Genomic DNA, 12,089 nt, shown 5'->3' with positions numbered 1-12,089 from the left:
GCCCCGGGCCTTCGCGGCCGCGCTGCGCCGGGGCGATCCCGCCGTCGTCGCGCGCGTGGACGACGGCCGCTGCCTGCTCGACCCGCGCTGCGTCCCACCGGACGCGGACGGCCGGCTCGCCGCCGCCGTCCTGGCCGCGGCGCCCGCCGCGAACGGAGGCGCCGGACCATGTACGTGATCGCCACCGCCGGGCACGTCGACCACGGGAAGTCCACCCTCGTCAGGGCGCTCACCGGTATGGAGCCCGACCGGTGGGCGGAGGAGCGCCGCCGCGGCATGACCATCGACCTGGGCTACGCCTGGACGACGCTGGACAACGGCGCGCGGGTCGCCTTCGTCGACGTGCCCGGCCACCGGAGGTTCATCTCCAACACCCTCGCCGGCGTCGGACCCGTGCCGGCGGTGCTCCTGGTCGTCGCCGCCGACGAGGGCTGGTGCCGGCAGACCTCGGAGCACGTCGACGCCCTCGACGCGCTCGGCGTCGGGCACGGCGTGCTCGCGATCAGCCGGGCGGATCTCGGCTACCCGGAGTCCGCCGAGGAGGAGGCGCGCGACCACCTGGCCGGCACGAGCCTGGCCGGCATCGAAGCGGTGCCGGTCAGCCCGGTCGCGGGCACGGGGCTCGGCGAGCTGCGGGCCGCGCTGGCCCGGCTGACCGAGGCGCTGCCCCCGCCTCCGGACCGGCCGGCCCGCCTGTGGGTCGACCGCGCCTTCAGCGTCCACGGTGCGGGAACGGTGGTGACCGGCACGCTGGCCACCGGATCCCTCCGCGTCGGCGACGAGCTCGAGGTCGTGCCGTCCGGAGGCCGCGTGCGGATCCGCGGCATCGAGACGCTCAGGACACCGGTGGGGGAGGTGCGCGCCGTGGCGCGCGTCGCGCTGAACCTTCGCGCCGTCAGGCCGGACGACATCGCGCGCGGCTCGGCGCTGGTCGTGCCCGACCAGTGGGCCGTGACCGCGTCGATGGACGTCCGGCTCGCCGTACGGACCGAACGGCCGCCCGCGCAGGCGCTGCTGCACATCGGGTCGGCCTCGGTGCCCGTGCGCGTCCGGCCGCTCGGTGCGGACACCGCCCGCCTCACCCTCGCCGGACCGGTTCCGGTGCGCATCGGGGAGCGGGCCCTGCTGCGCGACCCGGGACGGGTCGGCGTGGCGGCCGGAGTGGTCGTGCTCGACCCGTTCCCGCCGCCGCTGGGCCGTCGCGGGGCCGCGCGCCGCAGGAGCGAGGAACTGGCGGCGATGACCGGCGCCCCCGACCCGGCGGCCGAGGTGCGCGTACGGGGCGCGGTGCGCCGCGCGCAACTGGTCAGGGCCGGGGCGATCGGCGGCGGCGACGCCCTGCCCGCCAGGGCCGTGGAAACCGGCGGCTGGATCGTCGACGGCGAGATGTGGAGCCGCTGGCGGGACGGCCTCGCCGAGGCGGTCGACCGGTGGGCCGCGGCGCATCCGATGCGGCCGGGCCTTCCCCCGGCCGCCGCCGTACGGGAGCTGGGCCTGCCGGACGGCGCGCTGCTCGACGCCCTCGTACGGCAGGAGCCCGGCCTGGTGGCCGACCGCGACGGTGTGCACCGGCGGCGGATGACGGTCACGTTGCCTCCCGGGGCCCAGCGCGCCCTCGACGACCTGCTCGGCCGTCTCGCCGCCCGCCCCTTCGCCGCTCCGGAGGCGGGCGAACTGGCGGAGGCCGGGCTCACCGAGGGCCATCTCGGCGTCGCCGTGAAACGTGGTGACCTGGTCCGGCTGGCGGGCGGCGTCTACCTGCGCCCGGACGCGATCGACGAGGCCGTCCGCCGCCTGAGCGCGCTTCCCCAGCCGTTCACCGCCAGCGAGGCCCGGCAGGCCCTCGCGACGACGCGCCGTGTCGCGCTGCCCCTGTTCGAAGAGCTCGACCGGCGAGGGCACACCCGCCGGGTGGACGCGCGACTGCGCTCCGTGAACGGCAGGGGTTAGCGCGTGCACCTGCGGCTCGGCGGCGGGCGCTTGTAGACTCGCCGGATGTGCGCCGAGGGGCCGAGGCTGCTTGCGATCAGCGACCTGCATGTCGCCCATCCGGAGAACCGGGAGATCCTCAAGGGGCTGGAGCCGGCTCGCGACGGTGACTGGCTGATCGTCGCCGGTGACGTGGCCGAGACGATGTCCGACATCGAGTGGGCGCTCGGCGAGCTGGCGCGCCGGTTCGAGACGGTGATCTGGACGCCGGGCAACCATGAGCTGTGGACGCCCCCCGGGGACCCGGTGCAGCTACGCGGGCTGGAGCGCTACCGGCACCTGGTGCGCCTGTGCCGTTCGCTCGGCGTCCTCACCCCGGAGGACCCCTATCCCGTCTGGCCCTCGCCGGGCGGGCCGGTGACCGTGGCGCCGATGTTCCTGCTGTACGACTACACCTTCCGTCCCGCCGGCACGTACACCAAGGAGCAGGCGCTCGACGCGGCGTACGAGGCCGGCGTGGTGTGCACCGACGAGTATCTCCTCCACCCCGACCCCCACGTCAGCCGGGACGCGTGGTGCCGGGAGCGGGTGGCGTACACCGGGGAGCGGCTCGGCGAGCTGGACGGGGCGGCGACCGTGCTGGTGAACCACTGGCCGCTGGTACGGGAGCCGACCCGCGTCCTGCGCCACCCGGAGTTCGCGCAGTGGTGCGGCACCGAGCTGACGGCGGACTGGCACGTGCGGTTCAACGCGGTCGCGGTCGTCTACGGGCACCTCCACATCCCGCGGACCACCGAGTACGACGGGGTGCGCTTCGAGGAGGTGTCGGTCGGCTACCCCAGGGAGTGGCGCGCGCGGCCGGACCGCCCCGACCGGCTCCGTACGATCCTGCCGGGCCGGGCGAACGCCTGATCGCGGGCCGGGCGGGCCGTCCGGGGTGACGGCGGGCGTCACGACGGGCACGGCCGCCCGACGGGATCGGTCGCCGGCGCATGGCGCGGCGGATCCGCACATGTGAATCTTTCGCGGGCGTGGACGGCCCGGTTCGTTGACCTCCCATGAGTGTCACTGAGAGTGTTTGGTCTTTCTCCAACAGTGACAAGGGGGGCTCATGACCATGTCTGTCGGCGCGGCCGGACGACGGGGTACGGCCCTGACCGGGCGCGGCCGGGCGGTGATCGCGGCGTGGCTCCTGGCGGCGGTGGTCTCCGCGCTGTCGCTGCCGGGGCTGATGGCCCGGCTCAGCCCGCCGTCGCTGCAGGTGCCCGGGTCGAGGTCGGAGACGGCCTCGGCCCTGATCGCCCGGGGTTTCCCGCAGTTCGGCACCGAGCAGATGATCCTCGTCTTCGACTCGGCGTCGCTGCGCGCCGCGGACCCGGCCTACCAGCGGGCGGTGGGCGCGACGATGCGCGGCCTGGCCGCCCGCCCGGAGATCGACGCGATGTTGCCGCTGCCCGTCGTCGAGGGCCAGGACCCGCGTCGCGCGTACGTCGCCTTCGGCGTCACCGGCGACGAGGCGGCCCGCCATCGGCGGCTCCCGACCCAGATCGCGGCCGCACGCGACGCCGTACGGACGGCGTCGGGAGGCGCGGTCACCGTCACGGTCGTCGGGGTGACCGCGGTGTTCGCCGACCTGATCCGCAGCGACCTGGACGACCTGCGGCGGATCGAGACCTTCACCGTCCCCGCGGTGGTCCTGCTGCTCGTCCTCGGGCTGGGATCGGCCGGCGCCGCCGTCGTGCCGCTGCTCGTGGCCGGGGCGGCGATGCTGGTGAGCGCGGGGGTGCTGTCCCTGGCCAGCGTGTTCGGCCAGGTGGACCCGACGCTGCTGACGGTCGCGGTCACCGTGTGCCTGGGGGTGGGGCTGGACTACGCGCTGCTCATCCTGCTGCGCTACCGCCAGGCCCGCCGGGAGGGGAACCTTCCGCCCGCGGCGGCGGCCGTCCGGGCGAGGGTGACGGCGGGCGGCACCGTCGCCTGGTGCGCCACGGCCATCATGCTCACCGCCGCCGCGCTGTTCGTCATCCCCGTGTCGTGGATCAGGCACGTCGCGCTGGCGGCGATGCTGGCCGTCTTCGTCACGGCGGCGGCCGCGCTCAGCCTGACCCCGGTCCTGCTCCGCTGGCTGGACCCGTGGCTGGAGTGGGGGAGGCTGCCCTGGCGGCGCTCCGGCAGTGCCGCCTCGGGATCGCTTTGGCGGCGCTCCGGCAGTGCCGCCTCGGGGCCGCCCTGGCTGCGCCTGGCCGGACACCTGATGGACCACCCCGTCCGGTACGCGCTCGCCGTGGCGGCCCTGCTCCTGGTGGCGGCGCTGCCCGTGCTGGACCTGCGCCTCGGCCTGCACTACGACCGCGGTTCCCTGGCGGGCACCGACAGCGGCGGCGGCCTGGCCCGGATGGAGGCCGACCGGATGGCCGGCCTGACCGGGCTGGCCCTGCCCCACCCGGCCGGGAGCGGCCCGGTCGGCACCGCCGCGCTGACCGACGCCCTGGAGGCCGACCCGAGGGTGGGTCCGGTCGCCGCCCTCGACAACGGCAGGGACCTGACGCTCGTCCTGGTCGCCGAGCGGAACGCTCCGGACAGCGACGCCTCCGCCGCACTGCTGCGGCGCGTCCACGAGTTGGGGACCCGATTACTGCCTCCCGGCCAGCCGATGTACGCCGCCGGCCCGACGGCGCTGCTGGCCGACCTCGGCGAACAGGTGCGCGCCGGCCTGGGGCAGGTGGTCGCGGTCGTGCTGCTCTCGTCGTTCGTGCTGCTCCTGGTCACCTTCCGCAGCCCGCTCATCGCGGCGAAGGCCGTCGGCATGAACGTGCTGTCCATCGCGGCCACCTTCGGCCTGCTCGCACTCTGCTTCCAGAACGCGGGCCAGGCCGGCGACGTCAACCTTCTCGTGCCGCTGCTGACCTTCACCGTGGTCTTCGGCCTGTCCATGGACTACGAGGTGTTCCTCGTCCACCGCATCGCCGAGCACTACCGGCGTACCGGCGACAACACCGCGGCGGTCCTCCACGGGCTCCGGCACACCGCCCGCCCCATCACGCTGGCGGCGGCCGTGATGACCGCGACCTTCGCCGGCCTGCTGTTCACCCACAGAGGCGATCTCCAGCAGACCGGGTTCGCCGTGGCCGTGGCGGTCGCCGTCGACGCCACCCTCATCCGCATGATCCTCGTTCCCGCGCTCATGCGGCTGCTCGGACACCGCAACTGGTGGTTGCCCGGCCCGCTGGCCCGGCTGCTGCCACGCGTCCCCTCGGGCGACCTCCCGGCTGGTGCCCCCGCGAGATCGTGACCGGATCTGCGTGTCCCCTGCCGAACCCCGCCCAAGCGTGTTACTTATTGTGACCGAACCATCACCCACTGAGATCTACTCAGGAGATGCCATGACGATTCCTTCGCAGAACCCGCGCGCGGGCATGGTCCCCGGCCTCGCCGTCGCGGGGGCGGCCGTCCTCGGCCTGGCCCTGGTCGCGGCTCCGGCCGTGGCTGTGGGAGCGTCCGGCAACGGCGCCCGGGCCGCCGCGCCGAACGCGAGCCCCTCGCCCGGCGGGCCGAGCGTCCGGACGGTGCTGACCTGCGCCGCCGCCACGGCGGACGCCAAGCCCATCACCTTCACCCCGCCGGTCGGCCAGCAGACGGCCACGGTGAAGGCCACCGGCACCCTGAAACTGACCGGCTGCACCTCGCCGGACAACAGCTTCCCGAACCTGCGGTCGGCGAAGGTCACCATCCAGGGCAGCGGGCAGGTGTCCTGCACCGGCGTCGAGAAGGTCACCGGCACCGGCACCATCACCTGGAGCGACGCCCAGGGCAAGGAGGTGGGAACGTCCACCATCGTCCCGAACGTCGACCAGGTGAACTCGTACAACCCGGGTGACATGCTGCTGTTCGGCGAGATCACCAGCGGGAAGCTCAAGGGCACACGCACGATGGGCAAGGCCACCCCCACCTCCGACATCAGCCAGTGCTCCACCAAGGGCATCGGCAGCGTCACGGGCTCGGGCACCGTCTCGTTCATCGCGGTGGGTTAGCGGCGGCCGTCCATGGTCCAGGTCGGCGTCTTCCGGTCGTACGCCAACGGAGCGGGCCTGGCGGCCGCCTCCGGCCGACGGTCACGCGGCGTGCCGCCCTGGCTCGTCGCGCTGCTCGCGGCGACCGACGTCGGCCTGGCCGTGGTGGTCGGGACCACGCGCCGTACTCCTGGACGCGGCTCGCGCGGCTCGTCGCCCGGCGGGGCGGCCGCGGCCGCGTCATCGCCACCCGTCATGAGCGACACGGCCACGGGGCGAGCCGTTCCGTGCCGGTGAGGGGGGCCGGGGGGCGGCGGGCGCTTCCGTCGTCTCGTAAGGCCGGTGACCGGATCGTTCCGCAGGCTGACCGGTTAACGCCTTCAGCGCCCGCCCCTCGCCGCTGCACCCTTGGGGGGTGAACAACGCACTCGTCGTCATCGACGTCCAGGAGTCCTTCCGCCAACTGCCGGACTGGGAGTTCGTATCGCGGCCGGACATCGTCGGCCAGGTCAACCGTCTGGTCACCGCGGCCCGCGCCCAGGGCCACCTGGTGGTGTGGGTGCTCGGCTCCCGGCCGGGAGCCGGCACCGTCTTCGATCCGGCACGGGGGCACGTCCGCCTGATGGACGGGCTCGAACCGCACGTGGGCGAGCCGCTCATCACCAAGACCGCGCACAACGCCTTCACCACCACGAACCTGCACCAGATCCTCACCGGTCGCGGCATCCGTCGGTTGACCGTGTGCGGCATCCGCACCGAGCAGTGCTGCGAAACCACCACCCGGATCGCCTCCGACCTCGGCTTCGACGTCGTCTTCGCCACCGACGCCACCGCGACCACCCCCATCCCGCACCGCGACGCGCCGCAAAATCTGCCGTTCTCGCGGCTGGTGAACGACCCGCGGACGCTGGGCGTCGCCGACATCGTCGCGCGCACCGAGTACGCGCTCGCGGGCCGGTTCGCCGACATCCGCACTGTCGACGAACTGACCGGGGCATAGGCTCGGCGGCTGTGCCCCGGGTCGTCTTCCTGCTCATTCCACGAGTGCACCTGCTCGACGTGGCCGGGCCGGCCCAGGTCTTCTCCACGGCGGCCGACCTCGGCTACGAGCACGACCTGTCGTACGTGTCCGAGGACACGCACGTCGCCACCGTGCAGGGACTGACGCTGCAGGCCGAACGGACATGGCCCCGCCTGGAACCGGACGATCTCATCATCGTGCCGGGCTGGCGCGGCCCGGAACGCATGGCCGGCGCCGACACCTTGCGCCGGCTGCGTGAGCATCACGCGGCCGGCGGCACCGTGGCGGGCATCTGCGCGGGCGCCGACGCGCTCGGCCGGGTCGGCCTGCTCGACGGCCGCCGCTGCACCACCCACCATGCGGCCCAGGACGAGCTCGCCCGCCTCTATCCGGCGTCCGACGTGGTGCGCGACGTGCTCTACGTCGAGGACGAGCGGGTGGTGACCTCGGCGGGCGTGGCCAGCGGCATCGACGTGGCGCTCCACTTGCTGAGCACCAGGCGCGGGCCGCACGCCGCCAGCCGGGTGGCCCGCGCAATGGTGGTGTACGCCCGCCGTCAGGGAGCATCGCCGCAGATGAGCGCGATGCTCCGGCACCGCGGTCACCACGACGAGACCGTGCACCACATTCAGGATCTGATCGACGCGCGTTTCACCCAGCGGCTCACGCTCTCGACGCTGGCCGACGCGGTCGGATGCAGCGAACGGACCGTCACCCGGCTCTTCCGGCAGGCGACGGGTCTTACGCCTCTGGCCTACCAGACCGCACTGCGGCTGGAACGGGCCGAACACCTCCTCGGGCAGGGCGCGACGGCCGAGACGGCCGCCCGCGAGGCCGGCTTCGGCGACCCGCGCATGCTGCGTCGCCTACGCGCCCGGATGTAGGTCCGGCGCGGGTTCCGCCGCGGCGGCCCGTTCCCGGTTCGGAGTCGTTCCACGTCGTTCGGAGCCCGTTCGGAGCCGCTTCCGCCGCCGTGGCGGCCGGAGGCGGCCCACGGGCCCGGGCCCGGGGGAGGTCAGGCCGTGGCGGCGAGGCGGCGGCCGAGCAGCCGCCCGAACGTGATCGCGGGGGTGACCAGCATGCCGGAGCAGAAGCTCTGCCCGCAGGTCGCCGCCGCCCCGATCACCTCGCCGATCGCGTACAGGTGGGGGATCGGCGAGCCGTCGACACGCAGCACCCGCAGATCGGAGCCGACGTCGAGCCCGGCGAACGTCACGAGCGAGATGGCGTGGTTGCGGATCGCGTAGAACGGCGCCCGCTCCAGCGGCAGCGGCAGGTGGGCGCGCCCGAAGTCCGGGTCGGAGCCGGCGGCGACGGCCTCGTTGTAGCGGGCGGCCGTCGCGACCAGCCCGTCCGGGTCGATGCCCGCGACCGCCGCCAGCTCCTCCAGCGTCCCGGCCGAGTGCACGCCCTCGCGCGAGCCGGCCCGGGCGCGCAGGTCCTCGGGCGTCCAGCCCACCACCAGCGGGCGGCCCGACCGCGTCGACTCCAGCATCGCGTCGTCGAAGACGGTCCAGAACGTCATGTCCTCGATGCGGGTGAGCGCGCGCTCCTTCTCGTCGATCGACGGCTCGTCCTCGGCGACCCAGCGCCGCCCGGACCTGTCGACGTAGATCTCCACCGGGGGGCGTTCGGCCGCGATGAGGAGCTGCCGGTCCGACCAGTTCGCCTTCCCCGGGGTGGTGGGGTCGGGCAGCCCGCCGAACGTGGGCAGGAAGGAGCCGGTGCCGGTCACCGCCGCCCCCAGCTCCCGGGCGAGGATGATGCCGTCGCCGGTCGAGGTCGGGTACGCCGCGGAGACGAGCGGCGCGCCCTCCAGTTCGAGGAACAGCTCCGGGTCCGCGGCGAAGCCTCCCGTGGCCAGCACCACGTCGCGGGCCCGGACCTCCACGTCCTGGCCGCCGCGCAGTACGGTCACCCCGGTGACGGCCCCCCGGTCGTCCACGGTCAGGTCGACGACGGGGCAGTTCTTCCACACGTCGAGGCGGCCGGTCGCGACCGCCTCGTCGAGCAGGCGCTCGTACACCGCGAGGATCGACAGCGCCTCGTCCACCCCGTAGTAGGTGCGCGCGGTGCCGTACGGCTCGTGCCCGTAGACGATGCGCGGCGTCTCCGGCGCGAACGCGAAGCCGCGCTCGTCCAGCCAGTCGACGGTCTCGGCGGCGTTCTCGGCCACGAGGGCGATCAGATCCTCGCGGGCGGTGCCGGAGCTGATCCGGCGGATGTCGGCCAGGTGCGCCTCGGCGGAGTCGGCGATCCCGCGCTCGGCCTGCCGCCGCGTCCCGGCCGCCGCCATGTGGCCGCCGGAGATGTGCAGGGTGCCGCCGATCCGCTGGTCCTTCTCGACCAGCAGGACCCGGGCGCCGCCGAGCGCGGCCTCGGCCGCGCAGGGGATGCCCGCCGTGCCCGCGCCGACGACCACGAGGTCATAACTGAGTTCCACCGACGGATCTCCTGTCGTGATTTCGATCGGTTCCTCCCGGTTGTGCCGGGTCACCGGGCGGTGTCGTAGTACCAGGGCCGGGGACCCGCGGTTTCGCGGACGAGCAGGGCCCGCCGGCGCAGGAACCTCCGGACGGAGGGCGGACCCATCCGCGAGGCGCCGAGCCCGGACATCTTGAAGGAGTTCTTCTCGGCCTCGGGGACCATGCCGGTGAGGCACACGTCGTTGACGCTGATGCCGCCCGCGTCGATCCGGTGCGCGATCGACAGCGCCTCCTCCGCCGTACCGGCGAACACGGCGGCGCTGAGCCCGAACTCGGTGTCGTTGGCGAGCGCGACCGCCTCGTCCTCGCCGTCGTAGGCCATCACGGGAATGATCGGGCCGAACGTCTCCTCGCGCATGACGCGCATCGAGTGGTCGACGTCGGTCAGCACGGTCGGCCGCAGGTAGGATCCGCCGTCGATGACCTCGATCCGGCCGCCGGTCCGGACCCGGGCGCCCAGCGTGACGGCCTCCTCCAGATGCTCCCGGATGATGTCGATCTGGGCGCTCGTGATGATCGGGCCGATGTCGCCGTCGGCCGGTCGGGGGTGGGCCAGCCGTACCCGTTCGGCCTTGCCGGCCAGGGTCTCGGCGAACGCGTCGGCGACCCGCCGGTCCACGTACACCCGCTCGATCGACATGCAGGCGTGCCCGGAGTTGACGGTCGAGCCCCACAGGATGGCGGACGCGGCGGCGTCCAGGTCGGCGGTCGCCGTGACCACCGCAGGGTCCTTGCCGCCGAGTTCGAGGAACGCCGGGATGAACCGCTCGGCCGCCGCGCGGGCGACGGCGCGGCCGGTGCGCACACTGCCGGTGAAGCACACCGCGTCGGCCGCGCCGATCATCGCGGCGCCGGTCTCGCCGTCCCCCTCCACGACCGCGAAGACGTCACCGAGACCTGCGGTCTCGTCGACGCACGCGCGCAGCGCGGGGATGAAGCGGGGCGTCATCTCGCTCGGCTTCAGGATCACGGCCGACCCGGCGAGGAGCGCGGGGACCGCGTCGATGAGCGCGAGCTGGAACGGGAAGTTCCACGGGGAGATCGCGGCGACGACCGGGTGGGCGACCAGGTCGCCGCCGGTGCGGACGGCCGGGTCCGCCGTGGCGGCGAGGTCCGCGGGCGCGAAGACCTCCTCGGCGAAGCGGGAGGCGCGGTCGATCCCGGCGAGTACGGCGTCCACCTCGATCACCGAGACCTGGTGGCGGCCGGTGTCGGCTTCGAGCAGCCGGACGATCTCGTCCCGGCGCCGCGCGACGGCGTCGCGGAACTCGCGCAGCACGGCGATCCGGTGCTCGACCGGCCGCCGCGCCCACGCGTCCTGGCCGGCCCGCAGCCGGGTCACGACCTCGGCCACGCCGTCCGCGTCCAGCGCGGTGATCTCGTGGTCCGTCGCCCCGGTACGGGGGTTGCGCACGGAAATCGTCCGTGTCGTTCGGGAGGTCATCTCGGGGCTCCTCAGATCAGGCCGTCGGCGGCCAGCCGGTCGATCACGGCACGCTGGGTCGTCGCGAAGTGCGCGCGTGTGGTCTCGCCCGGCCGCACCGTGTTCGGCGGGTAGAACGACGTGCCCGCGTAGCTCGGCGCGTAGAGCTCGAACCGCTGGCGGGGAAGGAGGTTCGTCATCTCCGGCGTCCTGCGCGCCCGGCGCAGGGCGGCCAGGTCGATCTCCGCGTTCGCCGCCATCGACTCGCCCTGGCCGGCCTTGGCGAGGACGAGACCGCGGTGGTCGACGATCTGGCTGCCGCCGTCCGCGGACTCCGCGGGCAGGCCCATGCCGTGCACGCCGGCCGTGTTGGCGGACACGACGTACGCGCCGTTCTCGACGGCCCGGGCCAGCTTTGCGACGTTCTTCGGCGACAGGAGCGCGCTGCACACCTCGGAGGTGCCGTGCAGGAACACCTCGGCGCCGCGCATGGCGAGGCAGCGGGCGACCTCCGGGAACAGGATCTCCTCGGACGCGATGGCGGCGAGGTTGCCGATCTCGGTCCGCGCGACCGGGAAGAGCGCCTCCTCGCCGTAGACCGACAGGTAGCGGTCGAGCACGTCGTGCGGCGTCACGGCGTACATCGAGTTGAGCCGCCGGTAGCGCAGGACGGTCGTCCCGCGCGGGTCGAGGACGACCGACGCCTGGAAGTAGAGGCCGGGGAAGTGCTCGTCCAGCTCGTACGCGTTGACGCACACGAACATGCCGGTGTCCCGGCTGACGTCGGCGAGCCGCGCGTACTCCTCGCCGTCCGGGTCGAGGGCCGCCCGCTCGCACCACTCGGGGAGCGGCTCGCCGATCGGGTGCCCGGTGAGGAGGTACTCGGGCAGAACCGCGAGCCTGAGCCCTCCGGCGAACCGCCGGGTGGCGGAGAGCTGGTCGTGCACCCGGTCGATCGCGGCCCGGATCATGTCGCGGGCGGCCGCGCGGCTCGTGGCCCGGTTCACCGCGTGACACGCGCTCTGCAGCGCGACCGCGCGGAAGGCGGTCACCGGCTCGCCGGCATCGTCGTGACTCATGCGCCTCCTCTGTTCCGCGTATCGAAACGCTGTTTCTGGACGGACTATAGGGAAGCGTGTCCCGGTTTGGGAAGCCTTCGTGAGTCCCGGACGGCTCATTGACACGGGAGACCCTCCACTCCTAGCGTGAAACACCGTTCC

At 73.9% G+C, this 12,089-nt stretch carries 10 protein-coding genes; 7 read left to right on the top strand and 3 right to left on the bottom strand.

Features of this window, described 5'->3' with window-relative positions; genetic code table 11:
* The first annotated feature begins 168 nt into the window (after positions 1-168).
* From selB to AWQ70_RS35115, 7 genes are all read left to right on the top strand, one after another.
* Positions 169-1,950, top strand: a complete 1,782-nt coding sequence (gene selB / locus AWQ70_RS35145; RefSeq protein ID WP_067186175.1) for a selenocysteine-specific translation elongation factor — start codon at positions 169-171, stop codon at positions 1,948-1,950.
* Between the two features lie 45 nt (positions 1,951-1,995).
* Positions 1,996-2,841, top strand: a complete 846-nt coding sequence (locus AWQ70_RS35140) for a metallophosphoesterase family protein (RefSeq protein WP_067186172.1) — start codon at positions 1,996-1,998, stop codon at positions 2,839-2,841.
* A gap of 199 nt (positions 2,842-3,040) precedes the next feature.
* Positions 3,041-5,221 (top strand): MMPL family transporter, encoded by a 2,181-nt coding sequence (locus AWQ70_RS35135; protein WP_067186170.1) that lies wholly within the window; start codon positions 3,041-3,043, stop codon positions 5,219-5,221.
* 91 nt (positions 5,222-5,312) lie between these two features.
* A complete protein-coding gene (locus AWQ70_RS35130) occupies positions 5,313-5,960 on the top strand; it encodes a hypothetical protein (RefSeq protein WP_067186167.1) in 648 nt (215 codons plus the stop codon).
* Positions 5,961-5,972: 12 nt separating this feature from the next.
* On the top strand, positions 5,973-6,236 hold the full coding sequence (locus AWQ70_RS35125) for a hypothetical protein (protein WP_067186165.1): 264 nt from the start codon (positions 5,973-5,975) through the stop codon (positions 6,234-6,236).
* A gap of 118 nt (positions 6,237-6,354) precedes the next feature.
* The gene (locus tag AWQ70_RS35120) at positions 6,355-6,939 is read left to right on the top strand and encodes a cysteine hydrolase family protein (protein ID WP_067186163.1); all 585 of its coding nucleotides are present in this window, start codon (positions 6,355-6,357) and stop codon (positions 6,937-6,939) included.
* Between the two features lie 11 nt (positions 6,940-6,950).
* Positions 6,951-7,844: a GlxA family transcriptional regulator gene (locus AWQ70_RS35115; RefSeq protein WP_067186161.1), complete on the top strand. Its 894-nt coding sequence runs from the start codon at positions 6,951-6,953 to the stop codon at positions 7,842-7,844.
* A 131-nt stretch (positions 7,845-7,975) separates the two neighbouring features.
* Here AWQ70_RS35115 and AWQ70_RS35110 read toward each other — a convergent pair whose 3' ends face one another.
* Genes AWQ70_RS35110 through AWQ70_RS35100 form a run of 3 tightly spaced genes read right to left on the bottom strand, consistent with a single transcriptional unit; the run spans position 7,976 to position 11,948 of the window.
* Entirely contained in the window at positions 7,976-9,403 is a 1,428-nt protein-coding gene (locus AWQ70_RS35110) for an FAD-dependent oxidoreductase (protein WP_084518153.1), read from the bottom strand.
* Between the two features lie 50 nt (positions 9,404-9,453).
* Complete coding sequence (locus tag AWQ70_RS35105; protein WP_067186157.1) at positions 9,454-10,890, bottom strand: aldehyde dehydrogenase family protein; 1,437 nt, start codon at positions 10,888-10,890, stop codon at positions 9,454-9,456.
* Between the two features lie 11 nt (positions 10,891-10,901).
* The gene (locus tag AWQ70_RS35100; protein WP_067186155.1) at positions 10,902-11,948 is read right to left on the bottom strand and encodes a nitrilase-related carbon-nitrogen hydrolase; all 1,047 of its coding nucleotides are present in this window, start codon (positions 11,946-11,948) and stop codon (positions 10,902-10,904) included.
* Positions 11,949-12,089: the final 141 nt, after the last annotated feature.

It is taken from the genome of Microtetraspora niveoalba, from assembly GCF_001570405.1.
Taxonomy (GTDB): Bacteria; Actinomycetota; Actinomycetes; order Streptosporangiales; family Streptosporangiaceae; genus Microtetraspora; species Microtetraspora niveoalba.
The sequence above is the reverse complement of the archived record's forward strand: the minus strand, read 5'-3'. Positions and strand labels throughout refer to the sequence as shown.